13 protein-coding genes are annotated in these 19,941 nt (G+C 61.1%); 7 read left to right on the plus strand and 6 right to left on the minus strand.

The annotated features are described in order from the left end of the window. The first annotated feature begins 149 nt into the window (after positions 1-149). On the plus strand, positions 150-3,116 hold the full coding sequence (locus BT199_RS18965; RefSeq protein WP_072435274.1) for an autotransporter outer membrane beta-barrel domain-containing protein: 2,967 nt from the start codon (positions 150-152) through the stop codon (positions 3,114-3,116). Positions 3,117-3,225: 109 nt separating this feature from the next. Further along, positions 3,226-4,527, plus strand: a complete 1,302-nt coding sequence (locus tag BT199_RS18970; RefSeq protein WP_072435275.1) for an autotransporter outer membrane beta-barrel domain-containing protein — start codon at positions 3,226-3,228, stop codon at positions 4,525-4,527. A gap of 84 nt (positions 4,528-4,611) precedes the next feature. Here BT199_RS18970 and oadA read toward each other — a convergent pair whose 3' ends face one another. Further along, positions 4,612-6,420, minus strand: coding sequence for a sodium-extruding oxaloacetate decarboxylase subunit alpha (gene oadA / locus BT199_RS18975; protein WP_003195730.1), 1,809 nt, complete (start codon positions 6,418-6,420; stop codon positions 4,612-4,614). 11 nt (positions 6,421-6,431) lie between these two features. Further along, positions 6,432-7,847, minus strand: a complete 1,416-nt coding sequence (locus BT199_RS18980; protein WP_003195732.1) for an acetyl-CoA carboxylase biotin carboxylase subunit — start codon at positions 7,845-7,847, stop codon at positions 6,432-6,434. 196 nt (positions 7,848-8,043) lie between these two features. On the opposite strand from BT199_RS18980, the gene BT199_RS18985 reads away from it, so the two are divergent. After that, a complete protein-coding gene (locus tag BT199_RS18985; protein WP_014720552.1) occupies positions 8,044-9,018 on the plus strand; it encodes a LysR family transcriptional regulator in 975 nt (324 codons plus the stop codon). Here the strand turns inward: BT199_RS18985 and BT199_RS18990 are convergent. The 3 genes from BT199_RS18990 to BT199_RS19000 all read right to left on the minus strand — a co-directional run bounded on the left by BT199_RS18990 (position 8,948) and on the right by BT199_RS19000 (position 13,191). Then, positions 8,948-9,145 carry a PA3496 family putative envelope integrity protein gene (locus BT199_RS18990; RefSeq protein ID WP_020302818.1) on the minus strand — a complete coding sequence of 66 codons (198 nt, stop codon included), beginning with the start codon at positions 9,143-9,145 and terminating at the stop codon, positions 8,948-8,950. The genes BT199_RS18985 and BT199_RS18990 overlap by 71 nt on opposite strands. Before the next feature lie 143 nt (positions 9,146-9,288). After that, entirely contained in the window at positions 9,289-10,155 is an 867-nt protein-coding gene (gene hexR / locus BT199_RS18995) for a transcriptional regulator HexR (RefSeq protein WP_003177007.1), read from the minus strand. Positions 10,156-10,317: 162 nt separating this feature from the next. Continuing rightward, complete coding sequence (locus tag BT199_RS19000) at positions 10,318-13,191, minus strand: putative bifunctional diguanylate cyclase/phosphodiesterase (RefSeq protein ID WP_072435276.1); 2,874 nt, start codon at positions 13,189-13,191, stop codon at positions 10,318-10,320. Between the two features lie 278 nt (positions 13,192-13,469). Between BT199_RS19000 and uvrD the strand changes: the two genes are divergently transcribed. From uvrD to BT199_RS19015, 3 genes are all read left to right on the plus strand, one after another. Next, positions 13,470-15,653 (plus strand): DNA helicase II, encoded by a 2,184-nt coding sequence (gene uvrD, locus BT199_RS19005; protein ID WP_014720554.1) that lies wholly within the window; start codon positions 13,470-13,472, stop codon positions 15,651-15,653. Positions 15,654-15,870: 217 nt separating this feature from the next. Then, a complete protein-coding gene (locus tag BT199_RS19010; RefSeq protein WP_003195740.1) occupies positions 15,871-16,737 on the plus strand; it encodes a Tim44 domain-containing protein in 867 nt (288 codons plus the stop codon). Positions 16,738-16,872: 135 nt separating this feature from the next. Beyond that, the gene (locus BT199_RS19015; RefSeq protein WP_072435277.1) at positions 16,873-17,280 is read left to right on the plus strand and encodes an SMI1/KNR4 family protein; all 408 of its coding nucleotides are present in this window, start codon (positions 16,873-16,875) and stop codon (positions 17,278-17,280) included. Positions 17,281-17,349: 69 nt separating this feature from the next. Here BT199_RS19015 and BT199_RS19020 read toward each other — a convergent pair whose 3' ends face one another. Further along, positions 17,350-19,110: a cation:proton antiporter gene (locus tag BT199_RS19020; RefSeq protein ID WP_072435278.1), complete on the minus strand. Its 1,761-nt coding sequence runs from the start codon at positions 19,108-19,110 to the stop codon at positions 17,350-17,352. Between the two features lie 282 nt (positions 19,111-19,392). Between BT199_RS19020 and BT199_RS19025 the strand changes: the two genes are divergently transcribed. After that, positions 19,393-19,878, plus strand: coding sequence for an acyl-CoA thioesterase (locus BT199_RS19025; protein WP_003195747.1), 486 nt, complete (start codon positions 19,393-19,395; stop codon positions 19,876-19,878). Positions 19,879-19,941 lie beyond the last annotated feature (63 nt).

Genomic DNA, 19,941 nt, shown 5'->3' on the forward strand with positions numbered 1-19,941 from the left:
ATATATGCATTAAAATGCAGATATGGAGGGGAAAGACCTGGAGATATGCAATTTAATGCATACGACTTGACCGTCATCACTGCGACACATTTCTGCAACGACCTTGCGCTATACCAGTCGACTCGCTTGCCATAACAAGGTCGCCCAGCATGCCCCCGTGTCCACAACGCCTCGCGCTCGCCATCACCCTGTTGGCCAGCGGCGGTTTCATTGAAGCAGCCGTAGCCAAGACCCTGCAGATCGACACGCCTACGACACAGGGGCAAACCCTGGGTGGCAGTGATACGTTGACCACGTCGGCGCCTGGCAGCATTACAACCTCCGGGGTGGCGGTGACGCTCAAGGACGGCACCCGCGGTGCGGGGGTGGTGGTGACTAACGCGGGCAAGCTGGTCTCCAGTGGCGGTCGGGGTATCGACAGTTCGGGGAACGTCAGCGGGGAGCGCAGGTACAGCATTTACAACCTTGCCGGTGGGGTGATTCAAGGTGCCAATGATGCGTTGCGCATCAACAGTAACGTTGTCAGCGGCAGCGTGCTGATCGACAACAGCGGCACCCTTCGCTCGGCCACCGGCCAAGGGCTGGACCTGGATGCGCTGCGCAGCAGCAACGTCACCACCACGATCATCAACCGTGCCGGTGGCTTGATTCGCGGGGAGGCCAGCGACGGCATGAAGACTGGCGCCAACGCCTCTATCACTAACTACGGTGAGATCTCCACCGGCAACACCTTCTCCCGCGATGACAAGTTCGATGGCGTGGACATCGACTCCGCCAGCGGCGTGACGGTGACCAACTATGGCCTGATTTCCGGTGGCCGCCATGGCATCACCACGGACGAGGGCGCCACGCTGACCAACTACGGCACGGTGGTCGGCCGCAACGGCTCGGGCTTTGGTTCCGATGGCGACGGCACTGTGATCAACCACGGCACCATCACCGGCGCGTTCTCCGGGCTGCAACCGGATGGCGACGGTGACGGCGTGGACATCGACAAGATCGCCCATATCGAAAACTACGGCGTCATCCAGGGTGTCGGCGCCGGGGGTGTCGACAAGAACGGCTTTGCCAACGGCAGCGAAGGGATCGCCCTGGGCGGTGGCTCTCTCTACAACGCCAAAGGCGCGTTGATCAGTGGTGCCAACAATGCCATCCTGGTGGACGACGGCAGCGACGGGCCGGGGCTCGCGGCTACCATCCTGGAGAACCACGGCACGATTCAGGGCCTGGATGGCTTTGGCGTGAAGTTCGTCGGCAACTACGCCGACACGGTCATCAACAGCGGCACGATCAGCGGCAGTAATGGCCTGGCCCTGGATTTGGGCGGCGGCGATGACCAGCTGATCTTGCGCAACGGCAGCCGCTTTATCGGCACGGTGGACGGCGGCAGCGGTTACGACCGACTGACCCTGGACGACGTCGCAGGGGGCAGTTTTGGCGACAGCCGCAACCTTGAATGGCTGGAGGTCAAGCAAGGTACCTGGACGTTGACCGGCCAGGGTGATTTCAGCGACGGCGGCAAGATTTCCAGCGGTGCCAAGCTGGTCAACCAAGGCGGGATTACCGGTAACGTGACGGTCGACACAGGCGGTGTGTATGCCGGCGGCGGCTCGGTGGGCAGCCTGGTGGTGAACGGCACCCTGCAGACCAACACCGCGTTGGGCACCGCCACCATCAACCGCGACTTGCGCATGGGCAGCGGCTCGACCCTGGCCTATGGCGTCAACGCCGACGGCAGCAGCGCGCCGATCAAGGTCGGCGGCACCGCTTACCTCAATGGCGCGACCCTGGCGGTCAACCCCGGCGAAGGCACCTACCCCTGGCAAAGCCATTACAACGTGCTGCAAGCCGGCAGCATCAATGGCACGTTTGGCAAGGTCACCAGCGACTACGCCTTCCTGACCCCAACCCTGGATTACAGCGCCACTCAGGTCGGCCTTACATACACCCGTAACGACATCGCCTTCAACCAATTCGCCAGCACCGGCAATGGCGCCAGCGCCGCCAACAGCCTGGCAGGCCTGGGCACGAACAACCCGCTGTACAACGCCCTGCTCAATACCACCACCGCCACAGCCAGGGCAGCCATCGAGCAACTGGCGGGCAGTAGCACCGCCAACCTCACCAGCGCCACCCTCAATGCCAGTGCGCAAGTGGGCCACAGCATGCTCGCCGCCATGCACCAGGTGGGTGGCGGTGCGGGACTGCTGGTGGGGCTCAATGACCAAGATACGCCGGTACTGGCCGCCACCGGCGTGCCCGCCGAGGTGCGCAACCTCAATGACCCGAACGCGCGCGGCCGCCTGTGGCTGCAAGGCATCGGCAGCTACGGCAAGCTCGATGGCGAGCACGGCAGCAACGGCTTGACCCAACGCACCAAAGGTACAGTGCTCGGCGCCGATTGGGCGCTGGATAGTGACTGGCGCCTGGGTGTGCTGGGCGGTTACTCCAAGACCGACCTGGACACCACCGGTGTGGACGGCAGCGTCGACAGCTGGCACGCCGGCGTCTATGCCCTGCGCCAGAGCGGCCCACTGGCCTTGCGCCTGGGTGCGGCCTACAGCGGGCATCAGGGCGACAATAAACGCACGGTGGCCTTCAACGGTTTTAACGACCGCCCCAAGGGCGACTATGACGCCAACAGCCAGCAGGCTTTCGCTGAACTGGGCTACGCCATGGGTAGTGGCCGCTTGAGCGCAGAACCGTTCGCCAACCTCGGCTACCAGCGCTACCAACGCGACGGCTATAACGAAAAAGGCGGCGCCGCTGCGTTGCATGTCGAGGGCCAGACCCAGGACAACTTCAGCAGCACCTTCGGCCTTCGCCTGGCGCACCTGAGCCAGCTGGACAACGGCGTCAGCCTCACACCCCGTGCCAGCGTTGGCTGGAAGCACACCTATGGCGATGTCGACAGCACCACACGCCAGGCTTTCCTGGCCGGTGGCACCGTCTTCAATGTGCAAGGCAGTGCGCTGGATCGGGACAGCCTGTTGCTCGAAGCGGGCCTGGACGTAGGCTTATCCGTCCGTCATCGCCTGGGCCTGGGCTATACCGGCGAAGTGGGCAGCAACAGCCGCAACCATGCGCTGACCGGCCAATGGCAGATGAGTTTTTAATCGCACCGTACTAGAGACAACTCCCGCAAAACGGTGGTCGATAGCCTGACAGTTATCCCCCCGCACCTCGCCTAAATTCCCGGCCTCATTCATCAGAGGTTGGGAATTCATGCCCTTTACACTTCAAAGAACCGCAATCGTCATCGGCCTGGCAGTGGCCGCGAGTTTTCAGCCCGCCCACGCGCGAGGCGATATCGAATACAAGCCCTATGAGAACCATCCCTACGACGCCACCGACTATAGCGGGGCGTTTATACCCAAGTTCGAAGCGCCGCCCATTCCACCGCCCTTCGACGGATTCCTCACCCAGCAGGCCACTTCGCACAACGGCCTGCAGGTCGCCAAGGTGCTGGAGCCGGCAGTGATTCAACTGGTGGCCTCCGGCGAGTTGGACTCGGAAGACCTCAAGGAGCTGCAAAAATCACTTGAGCAATTGAGCAAGCAACCCGGAGGGATCGGCGCAGCCCTTGAGCAACTGGCCGCCAGCCAAAACGCCAACCTGGCCACCGCAACCCAGGCCACCACCCAGCACCTGAGCCGCCAATTGCTCGCCACCCTGCGCACACTGCCTACTGACGACGACGGCCACTTCTGGGTGCAAGGCCTGGGCAACGGCGGCAGCCTAGACGCACAACACGGCAGCGCCGGCTTGAAGCACGATACCCAAGGCCTGTTGCTGGGCGCCGACTGGGCGCTCGACCATGCCTGGCGGGTGGGTGTCATGGGCGCCAAGACCTCCAGCCACTTCGATGCCCCGCGTTATGCCGCCAACCTGGACAGCTGGCACTTGGGCGGCTACGCCGTGCACCAGGACGGCCCCTTCGCCCTGCGCCTGGGGGCGATCTACAGCAACCATGCCGGGCAGAACAAACGCAGCGTCAGCCTGCTCAATTACCACGACTCGCTCAAAAGCAAATACAACGCCAGCAGCCAGACACTGTTCTCCGAACTCGGCTATCAATTGGGCAGCGGTGATTCCACTGTCGAACCCTTCGTCGGCCTCGGCTACCAACGCTATCAGCGCGACCGTTTCAAAGAGAGCGGCGGCGTAAGCGCATTGAACGTCGGCCCACAAACCCAGCGAAACTTGAACAGCACCTTTGGCCTGCGCCTGGCAACGCTGTATCGCTTCGACAACAACATGAGCCTCACGCCTCACCTAAGTACGAGCTGGAAGCACCTGTATGGCGACGTCAATAGCCAGGTCCGCCAAACCTCGCGCTATGCGCCAGGCCTGATCGACGGTTACACCATCACTGGCACCGCCCTGGACCGCGATAGCTTTGACTTGCAAGCAGGCCTGGACCTTGCCTTGTCCACCCAACACAGCGTCGGCCTGACCTATACCAGCCAAGCCGGCAACCATGGCCACGACCAAGGCCTGATGGGCCAGTGGAAAATGAGCTTCTAAGCCCGGGAACGCCTGAATTTCAGGCGAAAAAAAAGGGGAGCACCTGCCCCCCCGAGGATTAAACGTCAGTCTCGAAGGCTGTGATCAGCCTTCGATCTCAATCAGGATTTCGCCAGGATTCACCCGGTCGCCCTTGGCCACATGTACAGCGCTCACCTTGCCGGCAATCGCTGCCTGCACTTCGGTTTCCATCTTCATGGCTTCGGTAATCAGCACGGCCTGGCCGGCCTTGACCACGTCGCCGACCTTGACCAGCACATCGACGATATTGCCCGGCATCGCCGTGCTGACATGGCCCGGTTCGGTGGCATGCTTGCGCTTGCTGCCGCCGCTGCTGACAAACTCGTTGAGCGGTTCGAACACCACTTCTTCCGGCATGCCGTCGATGGACAGGTAGAAGTGACGCTTGCCTTCGGCCTTCACGCCGACACCGGTGATATCCACGCGGTAGCTTTCGCCGTGCACGTCGATAACGAATTCGGTCGGTACGCCTTCGCCGCCAGCACGGGCCACGCCGCCCGCTTCAGGGATCGGCAACAGCACTTCAGGAGCCAAGGTGCCGGCGTCGCGCTCTTCGAGGAACTTGCGCCCGATGTCCGGGAACATGGCGTAGGTCAGCACGTCTTCTTCGGACTTGGCCAATGCGCCGATTTCACCGCGCAGCTTGGTCATTTCCGGCTTGAGCAAATCCGCCGGGCGCACGTCGATGACGTCTTCGCTGCCGATGGCCTGGCGGCGCAGTTTTTCGTTCACCGTGCCAGGCGCCTTGCCGTAACCGCCTTGCAGATAGAGCTTCACTTCGTTGGTGATGGTCTTGTAGCGCTCACCGGCCAGCACGTTGAAGAACGCCTGGGTACCGACGATCTGCGAGGTCGGCGTTACCAGCGGCGGGAAGCCAAGGTCTTCACGCACTCGTGGAATCTCGGCCAACACTTCACTCATGCGGTTAAGAGCGCCCTGCTCTTTGAGCTGGTTGGCCAGGTTGGAGATCATCCCGCCCGGCACCTGGTTGACTTGCACACGGGTGTCGACGGCGGTGAATTCGCTCTCGAACTGGTGGTACTTCTTGCGCACGGCGTAGAAGTACAGGCCGATCTCTTGCAGCAGTTCCAGGTCGAGGCCGGTGTCGAACTCGCTGCCTTTAAGGGCCGCTACCATCGACTCGGTGCCCGGATGGCTGGTGCCCCAGGCAAAGCTGGAGATGGCCGTGTCGATATGGTCGGCACCGTTTTCGATGGCCTTGAGTTGGCACATCGCGGCCAGACCGGCGGTGTCGTGGGAGTGGATGAAGATCGGCAGATTCTGCTCGGCTTTGAGTGCCTTGACCAGTTCGCCAGTGGCGTAGGGCGTGAGCAGGCCGGCCATGTCCTTGATCGCGATGGAGTCGCAGCCCATGGCTTCCAATTGCTTGGCCTGGGCCACGAACGCTTCCACGGTATGCACTGGGCTGGTGGTGTAGGCGATGGTGCCTTGTGCATGTTTGCCAGCGGCCTTGACCGCTTCAATGGCCACGCGCAGGTTACGCACATCGTTCATCGCATCGAAAATGCGGAACACGTCGATACCGTTGACCGCCGCCTTGGCCACGAAGGCCTTGACCACGTCGTCGCTGTAATGGCGGTAGCCCAGCAGGTTCTGGCCGCGCAGCAGCATTTGAAGGCGCGTGTTAGGCAGTGCGGCGCGCAGTTGGCGCAGGCGCTCCCACGGGTCTTCCTTGAGGAAGCGCACACAGGCGTCGAAGGTTGCGCCGCCCCAGACTTCCAGGGACCAGTAGCCGACTTTGTCGAGCTTGTCGCAGATCGGCAGCATGTCGTCGGTGCGCATGCGGGTGGCCAGCAACGATTGGTGGGCGTCGCGCAGGATGGTGTCGGTTACGAAGATCTTCTTGCTCATTGTTATATTCCTCACAGGCCTGCGTGGGCGGCGATGGCGGCGGCGATGGCCAGGGCCAGCTCTTCGGGTTTGCGCTTGATCGAGTAGTTGGTCAGCTCAGGGTGGCTTTCCACAAAGCTTGTATTGAACTGGCCGCTACGGAATTCCGGGTTGCGCAAGATTTCCTGGTAGTAGGCGGCGGTCGTCTTCACGCCTTGCAGGCGCATGTCGTCCAGGGCACGCAGGCCGCGGTCCATGGCTTCTTCCCAGGTCAACGCCCACACCACCAGTTTCAGGCACATGGAGTCGTAGAACGGCGGGATGGTGTAACCGGTGTAGATCGCCGTGTCAGTCCGCACGCCGGGACCGCCGGGGGCGTAGTAACGGGTGATCTTGCCGAAGCTTGGGAGGAAGTTGTTCTTCGGGTCTTCGGCGTTGATACGAAACTGCAACGCGAAACCCCGGTGCTGGATGTCTTCCTGCTTGACCGACAACGGCAGGCCGGAGGCGATGCGGATTTGCTCGCGAACGATATCGATGCCGGTGATTTCTTCGGTGATGGTGTGTTCCACCTGCACCCGCGTGTTCATCTCCATGAAGTACACCTCGCCCTCGGCGAGCAGGAACTCCACGGTACCGGCGTTCTCGTAGCCCACAGCCTTGGCCGCGCGCACCGACAGGTCGCCGATGTAGGCGCGCTGTTCGGGGGTCAGCTGTGGGCTGGGGGCAATTTCGATCAGCTTCTGGTTGCGACGCTGGATCGAGCAATCACGCTCGAACAGGTGCACCACGTTGCCAAAGCTGTCACCGAGGATCTGCGCCTCGATGTGCTTGGGATTGACGATGCATTTTTCCAGGAACACTTCCGCCGAACCGAAGGCCTTGGTGGCTTCGGAAATCACGCGGGGGAAGGCTTGCTCGAGTTCTTCGCGACTGTTGCAACGACGAATGCCACGGCCGCCACCACCGGAGGTGGCCTTGAGCATCACCGGGTAACCGATACGGTCGCCTTCGGTGAGGGCTTCATGGATGTCGGCAACGTTGCCTTCGGTGCCCGGCGTGACTGGCACACCGGCCTTGATCATGCTGCGGCGCGCTTCGGTCTTGTCGCCCATGCGGCGAATCACTTCTGCCGACGGGCCGATGAACTTGATGCCGCGCTCGGCACAGATATCTGCCAATTCGGCGTTTTCCGACAGGAAGCCGTAGCCGGGGTGTAGCGCATCGCAGCCGGTTTCCACCGCCAGGTTCACCAGCTTGCGCGGGTTCAGGTAACCGGCCAGTGGCTCGGCACCGATGCTGTGGGCTTCGTCGGCACGCTTGACGTGCAACGCGTGGCGGTCGGCGTCCGAATAAACCGCGACCGAGCGAATGCCCATCTCGGCGCAGGCACGCACGATTCGTACGGCAATTTCACCACGGTTGGCGATCAGGATCTTTTTTATCACTTGGAAATTCCCTTGAGCCGATTGCTGCGTTCTTCGACCCGCTTGAGGCGGGTCGGCGCGTGACCAAATGTTTCATGACAGTCGCGAGACACACACTATGCGCACAGGAGAATTAACAAAAATCAATAATTATTGGGTTGTGTATAAGTAAAGACTTATAGTTGGCCGGACGACCGGAGAGCTAAGGGCTTATAAAATGCGTAAGTCATTGATGCGTATGACATTGCGTCAATTGCAGATCTTCAATGAAGTGTGTGATTTGCGTTCCTACAGCCGTGCCGCCGAGGAAATGTCACTCACCCAACCGGCGGTCAGCCTGCAAATTCGCCAGCTGGAAGAACTGGTCGGCCAGCCGCTGTTCGACTATGTCGGCAAAAAACTCTACATGACCGAGGCCGCCGAAGCCTTGCAACGGGCCAGCCGCGATATTTTCGGGCGCCTGGAAAACCTCGATATGCAGCTGTCGGACATGCAGGGTTCACTGCAAGGCCAACTGAAACTGGCGGTGGAGTCCAGCGCCAAGTATTTCGTGCCGCACCTGTTCGCCGCCTTCAAGCGCCAGCATCCGGAAGTGCAATTGCAGCTCACGGTGGTCAACCGTGCCCAGGTAATCCGCCGGCTCTCGGACAACCGTGATGACCTGGTGATCATGTCCATGGTGCCCCAGGACATGGGCCTGGAGTTCCTGCCGTTTCTCAACAATCCGATTGTGGCCGTGGCATTGCCGGATCATCCCTTGAGCCTGCAAGGGCCGCTGCGCCTGCAAGACCTGGAGCCTTATACCCTGCTCATCCGCGAACCGGGCTCTGGCACGCGGCTGGCCTGCGAAGAATACTTCAAGGAAAAACGCGTGCACTTCACCCAAACGGTAGAAGTGGCCTCGGCGGAGGCGCAGCGTGAGTGTGTGGCGGCAGGGTTGGGCGTGGCCCTGCTGACGCGCCACGCCTTGAACCTGGAGCTGGCCACCGGCGGGCTCAAGGAGCTGCCGGTGGAAGAACTGCCGCTGTACCGCAGTTGGTGCCTGGTGCAGGCCAAGGCTAAACGCCTGTCACCGGTGGCCCATGCGTTCCTGGGCTTTATTCGCAGCGAACGGGTGCAGATCAGCGCGTTGGCTGAGCGTTTCGCTGGGCAGCCACGGGTGCCTGCCAATGCAGTTCCGGGTAGTCACTGATGCTCTGGAGCAACTGGCGCTCCTCGCAACGATCTTCGATGGCGCGACGGAACGCCATGCGGCGCTGGTCTTCCTGCTGACGACGGGTCTTGACGGTGCTGTTGCTGTCTTCGTAGGGCCGGGTCATTTGGAGTCTCCCAATGCGAGTACGGGGAGTACAGGATGGGCGCGGGGGATGACGGTTTGGCGGCGCGGGGGTTACAGGATGATGAATCTTGCGAAGCTGGCGCAAATCCATGTGGGAGCAGGCAAGCCAGCTCCCACAGACCCTCAGTCATCGAGGGCTTTGACGGATTTTGGCGAGAGGCGAAGGCTGCGCAAACTGCGCTTCACGCTCTTGAGGTGGTTGACCAGGCTCGGGCCACGGGCCATGGCCACGCCCATCGCCAACACGTCGATGACCACCAGGTGGGCAATGCGCGAGGTCAGCGGCGTGTAGATTTCGGTGTCTTCATGCACGTCGATCGCCAGATTCACCGTGGAGAGCTCCGCCAATGGCGTCTGGCTTGGGCACAGGGTGATCAGCGAAGCGCCGCTTTCACGCACCAGGTTGGCGGTGATCAGCAGGTCTTTGGAACGACCTGATTGGGAAATGCAGATGGCCACGTCTGTGGGCTTCAAGGTCACCGCCGACATCGCCTGCATGTGCGGGTCGCTGTAGGCCGCGGCGGTCAGCAGCAGGCGGAAGAACTTGTGCTGGGCATCGGCCGCCACCGCGCCGGACGCACCGAAGCCGTAGAACTCGACGCGCTGGGCCTGGGACATCGCGGTCACGGCCTTTTGCAGCTCCACCGGGTCGAGCTTCTCGCGCACTTCCATCAAGGTGTGCAAGGTGGTGTCAAAGATTTTCAGGCTGTAGTCGGCGACGGAGTCGTCTTCATGGATTGCAAACTGGCCGAAGCTCGCACCAGCAGCCAGGCTTTGCGCCAGCTTGAGTTTCAGATCCTGAAACCCGGAGCACCCAATGGCGCGACAGAAGCGCACGATGGTCGGCTCACTGATGCCCACGCTGTGGGCCAGGTCGGCCATGGAACTGTGCATCACGGCCGCAGGGTCAAGCAGCACATGATCGGCAACCTTGAGTTCCGATTTGCGTAACAGGTGGCGCGACTGGGCGATATGTTGCAACAGGTTCAAAGGGCAGGACTCTTGTTATTGGCAGGCGCCAGGGATGTAGCAAGCTTGTAGTTATACTACAAGAATTGTCGTTTTGCCCGTGTGATGCATCACTAAATCGCCCTACTCCCCCCTGATTCAGCGGGCAGGCGCTATGTAGCCATAAAGGCGGCCTACGCTGCGCTAAGAAAAATCTGCATTTTTACGTAACAAATCTGCCAGCCCCTCGGCCCGCATGGGCGGGCTGATCAGGTAACCCTGTACCTCGTCACACTGCTCGCCGCGCAGGAAATCCAGCTGCTGCTGATCCTCCACGCCTTCGGCCACTACCTTGAGCGCCAACCCGTGGGCCATGGCGATGATCGCACGGGTGATTGCCGCATCCTCGCGTCCCTGACCAAGCCCGCGAATAAAGGCCTGGTCGATCTTTACGTAGTCCACCGGAATACGCTTGAGGTAGCTGAGGGATGAGTAACCGGTGCCAAAGTCGTCGATGGCCAGCTTCACCCCCAGGTCACGCAGTTGCTGGAAGGTAGCGATGATGTGTTCAACGCTGTCGAGCAACTGGCTTTCGGTCAGTTCCAGCTCCAGGTATTGCGGGTCCAGTGCGGTTTCTTCCAGCACTTGGCGTACCAGGCTGACCAGCTTGCCCTGGCGCAGCTGATGCACCGACAAGTTGACCGACACGCGAATCGGCGCCAGCCCCTGACGCTGCCATTCGCAGGCCTGCCAGCAGGCCTGGCGCAGCACAAATTCGCCCAACGGCACGATCAAGCCGGTTTCTTCCGCCAAACCGATAAAGTCGCTCGGCGGCACCATGCCCCATTGCGGATGCTCCCAGCGGACCAACGCCTCGGCAGCCTTCAGCTTGCCCGTGGCCAGGCACAGCTTGGGTTGGTAAAACACCGTGAGCTGACGCTCGTCGATGGCTTTACGCAGGTGGTTTTCCAGCTGCAAACGCTCCAGGGTGCTGGCTTGCAGGCTGTCGGTGAAGAACTGGAAATTATTCCCGCCCAAATGCTTGGCGTGCTGCATCGCCATATTCGCCTGGCTGACCAGTGCAGAAATTTCCCGTGCGTTATCCGGCAACAGGCTGACGCCCATCGAGGCGCTGACCACCAGTTCATGCCCCTCCACATTCACCGGCACGCGCAATTTCGCCAGCAGCCGGGTCGCCACCCGCGCCAGGCTCGATAGGTTGCCATAGGCGTCAAACAACACGGCGAATTCATCACCGGACAGGCGCGCAATGGTGTCGGCCTCCGGCAGCGCGTTGATCAAGCGCCGCGCCATTTTCTGCAGCAGTTGGTCGGCCACTTCATGGCCCAGGCTGTCATTAAGCAATTTGAAGCGGTCGAGGTTGATATGCAGCAGCGCAAGGCTGCGACCGCCTTGGCGCACGCGCTGGTGAGCCTCGCGCAGCCGTTCGCGAAACAGCGAACGGTTGGCCAGGCCCGTCAACTCGTCATAGTGGGTGAGGTAGCGCATGCGCTCCTCCGACTCGCGCCGGGCGGACAGATCGGCGAAGAAGCCTACGATATGACTGACGTTTCCCCGCACATCGCGCACCACGCTCAGTTGTAGCCACTGCGGGTACAGTTCGCCGTTCTTGCGCGTCTCCACCAATTCGCCCTGCCAGGTGCCGTGGCTGAGCAATGCCTGGCGGATCAGCGGGAAGTGGCGCCGCGCATCGCGACTGCAGGGCAGTTCCACGACGTTGCGGCCAAGCATGTCGTCGATGTCAAAGCCGGTGACGCGGCTGAACGCCTGGTTCACGGCGATCAGCGCGTAGTTCGGGTCGAGGATCACAATGCCTTCGCTGGCCGCCTCGAACACCGTCGAAGCCAGGCGTTGCTGCTCTTCTACGGCCTTGCTGGCACTGATATCGCGACGCGTGCCCAGCATACGGATAACGCGGCCACTGGGCGTGCGCTCCACGGCGCGCCCGCGGTCTTCGATCCACACCCAATGCCCATCGCCATGACGTATCCGGTATTCCACCTGATAGTCCTCGCTGCGACCCTTGAGATGCTCTACCAGCGCGTGCTTGAGCAGTGGCAGATCGTCGGGGTGCAGGCGCGGTTTGAGGTGGCTGAGCATCGCCGTGACGTATCCGGGCTCCAGGCCAAACAACTCCTTGAGTTGCGTGTGGTGGACCTCGTCGGTTTGCAGGTTCCAGTCCCACAGGCCCAGTTCACTGGCTTGCAGGGCCATGGCCAGGCGCGCTTCGCTTTTACTCAAGGCGAGGCTGGCAGCATCCAATTGTTGGCTGCGTTGCGCCACACGGTCTTGCAAGCCGACTTGGGCTTCACGCAAGTTCTGCTCCACCTCGCGGCGCTGCTCGACTTCGCGCACCAGGTCCTGGTTCAACTGCTCACTGCGTTGCTGCGCCTGCTGTAAATGCTCGATCAGGGCCTGGTTCTGGAAACGGCGCAACAACCCGCGCTGGATCAGGCGGTTGACTTGCCACGCCACCAGGCTCAGGGACGCCAGCAGGATCAGCCCGAGCACGCCCCAGCCTTGTTGCTGCGGTGTGCCATTCCAGAACAGGTAGACGATGGCCGGCACCAGGCACGGCAAGGCAAACGACAGGTAGGCCCAAAAGCTCACGGCATAGGCAACGCTGGCCGACAAGGTGGCGGCGCCGATCAGGCCAAACACCCAGGCTTGATGCATGAAACTGTCCGTGGGCACCAGGGCAATGGCCGCAGCCGAGAGGGTCAGGCCACTGACCGCCGAGCCGAGCATGAACATACGGCGCCACACGGGCTGGGCCTGCCGGCTGGGCATGGCCGAGTCAAAGGCCGCTACTTGAATCACGCGCATCGCCACCAGGGCCAGCAGCCAGAGCAGCCAGACGCTGTCCAGCAGGTATTGATTGGGGTTCCACAGCAACCAGGCGCAGACCAGCCCGTTGACCAGCATCAGCAGCGTCGGCAGCAACGAGCCCTGATAGAGCAGGCGCGTGCGCTCAACCGCGATTTGGGTTGCATAGTGTTTACGGATGACCTGTGCTGGGGCCGGCGAGGGGCCAAACAGGTCGGTGCTAAGGGTCATAGGCGGTGTTCTTATAATGGTGAGCCCGAAACGTCGACGGAGCATACACAAGCAAGCGCCTGGGCCAAACTGCTACAAGTCATAAAAAACCTGCTGCGATTGGCCGCAAACCTTTGGTCCAGACCGCTTGAGCAAGACACGGCACGGGTTGCGGCCGATGACCAACCGGTCATCACCCCCGTCAGAATGTTCGCCGCGTCGCTAGCCTGCAGGCGTTTTGCATCGACCATCCGGCATTGGGATTTGCCCAGGCCCCCCAAGGCCCATAGAATGCGCCGATGCGCGATGATCTCTCTCTTTTGCTGAACTCCCTCAACGATGCCCAACGCCAGGCCGTAGCGGCCCCCGTTGGCCGTCAGTTGGTCCTGGCCGGTGCTGGCTCCGGTAAAACCCGAGTGCTGGTGCACCGTATCGCCTGGTTGATCCAGGTCGAAAACGCGTCCCCGCATTCCATCCTGTCGGTGACCTTCACCAACAAGGCCGCTGCCGAGATGCGTCATCGCATCGAGCAGTTGATGGGCATCAGCCCGGCCGGCATGTGGGTAGGCACTTTCCACGGCCTGGCGCACCGCCTGTTGCGGGCGCATTGGCAGGAAGCGGGGCTGAGCCAGACCTTCCAGATTCTCGACAGCGACGACCAGCAACGCCTGGTCAAGCGCGTGATCCGCGAACTGGGCCTGGACGAACAACGCTGGCCGGCGCGTCAGGCGCAGTGGTTTATCAACGGCCAGAAAGACGAGGGCCTGCGCCCGCAACATATCCAGGCCAGCGGCGACCTGTTCCTGGCCACCATGCGCAGCATTTATGAGGCCTATGAAGCGGCCTGCGTGCGCGCCGGCGTCATCGACTTCTCCGAACTGCTGCTGCGTGCCCTCGACCTGTGGCGCGACAACCCCGGTTTGCTGGCCCATTACCAGAAACGCTTCCGCCATATCCTGGTGGACGAGTTCCAGGACACCAACGCCGTGCAGTACGCCTGGTTGCGCCTGCTGGCCAAGGGCGGCGACAGCCTGATGGTGGTGGGCGATGACGACCAGTCGATCTACGGCTGGCGCGGCGCGAAAATCGAGAACATCTACCAGTATTCCGAAGACTTCCCGGACGCGGTGACCATCCGCCTGGAGCAGAATTACCGCTCCACCGCCGGGATCCTCAAGGCGGCCAACGCCTTGATCGCCAACAACACCGGGCGCCTGGGCAAAGAGTTGTGGACCGACGGCGGGGAAGGCGAAGCGATCAACCTGTACGCGGCGTTCAATGAGCACGATGAAGCGCGCTATGTGGTGGAAACCATCGAAAGCGCACTGAAAACCGGCCTGGCCCGTAGCGATATCGCGATTCTGTACCGTTCCAACGCCCAATCGCGGGTACTGGAAGAAGCGTTGCTGCGCGAGCGCATCCCCTACCGCATCTATGGCGGCCAGCGCTTCTTCGAACGTGCCGAAATCAAGAACGCCATGGCCTACCTGCGTTTGCTTGAGGGCCGTGGTAACGATGCGGCGCTGGAGCGGGTGATCAATATCCCGGCGCGTGGCATTGGCGAGAAAACCGTTGAAGCGATCCGCGACCATGCGCGCCATGCCGATGTGTCGATGTGGGAAGCCATGCGCTTGCTGATCGCCAACAAAGGCCTGACTGGCCGTGCTGCCGGGGCGTTGGGGGTGTTTGTCGAGCTGATCGAGAACCTGGCCGCCAAGTGCGCAGAGATGCCACTGCACCTGATGACTCAGACCGTGATCGAGCAGTCCGGGCTGATCGCCTATCACGAAGCGGAAAAAGGCGAGAAAGGCCAGGCCCGGGTAGAAAACCTTGAGGAACTGGTCAGCGCCGCCCGCGCGTTCGAAAACACCGAGGACGACGAAGAGCTGACGCCGCTCGCCGCCTTCCTGGGCCACGCCTCGCTGGAAGCCGGCGATACCCAGGCCGACGAGCATGAAGACAGCATCCAGCTGATGACCTTGCACAGCGCCAAAGGCCTGGAATTCCCTTACGTGTTCCTGGTGGGCATGGAGGAAGGCCTGTTCCCTCACAAGATGAGCCTGGAAGAACCCGGCCGCCTTGAAGAAGAACGCCGCCTGGCCTACGTGGGCATTACCCGGGCGATGCAGAACCTGGTGATGACCTACGCCGAGACCCGACGCCTGTACGGTAGCGAAACCTACAATAAGGTGTCGCGCTTCGTACGTGAGGTGCCCAAGGGGCTGATCCAGGAAGTGCGCTTGTCCAACAGCGTCAGCCGCCCGTTCGGCGGTGGCCAGCAACAGAACTCCAGCAGCATGTTTGCCGGTTCCGAAATACCGGAAACCCCGTTCAGCCTGGGCCAGCAGGTCAAGCATGCGATCTTCGGCGAAGGCGTGATCCTCAACTTCGAAGGCGCCGGCGCCCAGGCCCGGGTGCAGGTGAACTTCGCCGAGGGCAGCAAGTGGCTGATGATGGGTTACGCCAAGCTCGAAGCGGTCTGAGCTGGCCACAATAAGCCCACCATCATGAAACACTGCGTAACATGAAGATTATTGGCCCTCCCTTGTTTTAGAGGCGTGCGGGCCAATATCTGTAATTAGTCCTACAGACCCTTCGGATTTGGTCTTACGCAAAAGCCCGAAACATTATGCCGCTAGCCACTGCCACGACACCTGTGCAACATGGCGCGCGTGCAATCCACAAATGGGAATTCCCTATATGAAACGTTTTCTTAGCATCGCCATGGCGTTGTGCATCGGCCTGACGATGAGCCTCGACGCCAACGCCAAACGCTTCGGTGGCGGCAAAAGCTCGGGCGCGGCACCGACTCACCAGACCAGCCAAATGGCTCCATCCGCCGGTGCGGGCGGTGCTGCGGCTACTGCAGGCGCAGCCGGTGCCGCTGGCGCTGCTGCCAAGGCCGGCGGTGCTTCGCGCTGGCTGGGCCCACTGGCCGGCATCGCCGCCGGTGGCCTGCTCGCGTCCATGTTCATGGGCGACGGCTTCCAGGGCATGCAGATCTTCGACATCCTGATCATGGGCGTCATCGCCTTTTTGGTCTTCCGCTTTATCGCCGCCCGTCGCCGCAAGCAGCAGGAGCACCTCGCTCCAGCCGGCGCGCCGATGCAGCGTGAAGCGTTCGAACAGAAGCCTGCCATGGGTTCGATCTTCGGTGGTTCGGCAGCCCCTGCCGCCCGTCCGGTGATCAACGCACCGGCCTGGTTCAACGAAGAGCGTTTCGTCGAAGCGGCCCGCAGCCACTTCCAGTCCCTGCAGCAGCACTGGGATGCCAACGAAATGGACAAGATCTCCGAGTTCGTGACCCCGCAACTGCTGGAGTTCCTCAAGCGCGAACGTGCCGAGATCGGTGACGCCTTCCAGTCGACCTACATCGACGACCTGCGCGTACAGCTCGATGGCGTGGACGATCGTGCCGACAAGACCATCGCCACCCTGACCTTCAGCGGTGTGTCGAAGTCCTCGCGTTTCGACCAGGGCGAAGTGTTCAGCGAAAGCTGGAACATGGAACGCGCCCAGGGCGACGACCAGCCATGGCTGGTCGCCGGTATCCGCCAGAACGGCTAATACCTGCGCGTTTGAGCAAGCGGTAACAAAAACCCCGGACATGTCCGGGGTTTTCTATTTCACGGTTGCACTTATAGCGAGCTACTGTATAAAACGCCCCTATAAACCGCGCCATCTAGCAAGAGGATCCCGGCCGTGGAAGAAATCATCGAACAACTGCGTGAAGCCAACGAACCGGTCCCGGTTCCTTTGGAGCTACCTGACGAAGACCTGCTGGTGGAAATCGAGGAACAACTGTTCATCGACATCCCCTTTGTCTTCCGTGAATTCTTGCTGACCGTCAGCGACGTAGTCTATGGCGGCCTGGAGCCAGTGACCGTCACCGACCCGCAGTCCCACACTTACCTGCCGGACGTTGCGGCCAACGCCTGGGATGCCGGTGTTGATCGCAGCCTGATCCCTATCTGCCAGGACGGCGACGACTACTACTGCGTCGAAGAAGACGGCACCGTGGTGTTGTGGTCCGCCGAAGAAGAATTGGTCACCGAAGAAACCTGGGAATCGGTGTGGCACTGGGCACGGGACGTCTGGCTGGAAAGCTGATACTTGATAGCTTTTGTGGCGAGGGAGCTTGCTCCCGCTGGGCTGCAAAGCAGCCCCCGCCAACGCCAGTCAGTGTTCCGTATCCTTGTGGTTGTCCAGCGTCTCCAGCAACGCAACCTGCATCCGCGTATGCACACGGATAAACCAGCGCCAGAGCACTGCAGCCACCGCCGCCGTGACCACGGCAATCAACACCAGCAACTTGTTGGTCGGCAGAATACTGGCCGACAAGGCTGCCAATAGCAGGAAGATCACCAGCAGCGACAAGAGGGGGATCAGCTCCGCAATCACCCTTCGCACACGCTGGGTATGACGCCCGGCCATCTCTGGCTTCACGCTCATCTCCGCCAGCAGCATCGACAGCGCCTTGAGCTTGCGATACGCCGCAATCAGAAACGGCAACGACACTAGCAGCGCCCCGCCCCAGATCAACGCCTTCTGCCAGCTTTGATCGCTGACCCAGCCTTCCAGATACCCACCGATGCGCCCTGCGAAAAAGCTGCCGGCAAAGAAGATTGCGATCACCAATGCCAGGTTTACCCCGACTTGCAGGATGATCTTGCGGATCATCGCGGCCAACATCGCCCCCTCGCCCTGGGGCTGAATGCTGCGCAACCATTCTCCATACATGCCGAAAACTCGGCTCATTCGCGTGGGCATCAGTGCGGCGATCTTCAATGATAGCGGGTCGGCTCCGCGAATCAGGTAGGGCGTCAGCAGCGTGGTGATCGCCGAAACGGCCACCGCCACGGGATACAGAAAGTCGCTGGTGACCTGCAGGGTCATCCCCAGCGCCGCGATGATGAAAGAAAACTCGCCAATTTGTGACAGCCCCATACCAACCCGCAGCGAGGTGCGACCATCGTTGCCGGCGATAAACGCGCCCAGCCCGCACGACAGCATCTTGCCCAGCACCACGGCCACGGTGATCACCGCAATGGGCCAGGCGTATTGCAGCAGAATCTGCGGGTCGATCATCAAGCCAATCGCCACGAAGAAAATTGCGCTGAACATGTCGCGAACGGGCTCGATCAGGCCCTCGATCTTAATCAACTGGCGGGATTCAGCCATGATTGCGCCGATCAAAAAGGCCCCGAGCACCATGCTGTATTCCAACTTCACCACCAACAGGCAGAAACCGAAGCACAGCCCCAATACAGTGATCAGCAGCATCTCGTTGCTTTCAAACTTGGCCACATAAGCCAGCAGGCGCGGCACCAGCAAAATACCAATCACCAGGGCGACAACCATGAACAGCGAGAGCTTGCCGACCGTGGAGAACACCTCGCCGGAGCTGACCGTGCCACTCACCGCAATGCTCGACAGCAACGCAATGATGCCGATACCCAGGATGTCCTCCACAATCAGCACACCGAAAATCAGCTGGGCGAACCGCTGGTCTTTCATCTTCAGGTCGTTGAGGGCCTTGACGATAATGGTGGTCGAGGAGATTGCCAGGATCGCGCCGAGGAACAGCGAGTCCATAGTGCTCCAGTCGAACCAGCGGCCGATCTCGTAGCCGATCCAGATCATCAACACGATTTCCAGGAACGCCGCGATAAACGCCGTGGCCCCTACCTTGAAAAGCTTGCGCAGGCTGAATTCCAGGCCCAGGCAGAACATCAGGAAGATGACTCCCAACTCCGCCAGGGTCTTGATCGTGTCTTCATCGTGGATCAGGCCAAACGGCGGGGTGTGGGGGCCGATAATGAAGCCGGCAACGATGTAGCCCAGCACCACCGGCTGCTTAAAGCGGTGAAACAGGATGGTGACCACCCCTGCCACCAGCATGATCACGGCCAAGTCCTGGATAAAGCTGATGGCGTGCATGGCGAGGGGCTCCTTGAGGGTGCCGGCGCTTTTCCCACTTCCGGCCGCGCCTTTGAAGGGTCGGAAAAGTCTGCCTTGATCGTAAGAAAAGCCCTGAGAAGGGCTTTTGAAGGGTAACACCGCGACTTCTGCTGGAAAGCCGGTGCAATATATGGAAACAGATCGCTGCACGCGTGACGGCAAGCCGCCTGACGGCGTCCCGTTAGGGATGGCGCTGCAAAGATTTTGAGTACCCGCAGAGGTGCCTCCCCCCAACCAATGCCTACAACCCGTGAGTGTGCTATGGAACCCGGAAACGCCCAGTTGTCGATGACGGTACTGATGACCCCTGACATGGCCAACTTCTCTGGCAATGTGCACGGCGGCACGCTGCTCAAGTACCTCGACGAAGTGGCCTACGCCTGCGCCAGCCGTTATGCCGGTCGTTATGTGGTCACGCTGTCGGTGGACCAGGTGATTTTTCGCGAGCCGATTCATGTCGGTGAGCTGGTGACCTTCCTCGCGTCAGTCAACTACACCGGCAATACGTCGATGGAAGTGGGCATCAAGGTGGTGACCGAGAACATCCGCGAACGCTCGGTGCGCCATACCAACAGCTGCTTCTTCACCATGGTGGCCGTGGACGACCAGCGCAAACCTGCCGCCGTACCGCCCTTGCAGCCGCAGAACAGCGAGGACAAGCGCCGCTTTGTGCAGGCTCAGCAACGTCGGCAGATTCGCCAGGAACTGGAAAAGCGCTACCGGGAAATCAAAGCCGACGCGCCGTAAACTCCAAGCGGCGAATCAACTCAAAAACGTGTGGGAGCGGGCTTGCCCGCGATAGCAGTGGTT

Origin of the sequence: Pseudomonas sp. NFR02 (genome assembly GCF_900119375.1) — a bacterium.
In the GTDB taxonomy this organism is placed as follows: Bacteria; Pseudomonadota; Gammaproteobacteria; order Pseudomonadales; family Pseudomonadaceae; genus Aquipseudomonas; species Aquipseudomonas paracarnis.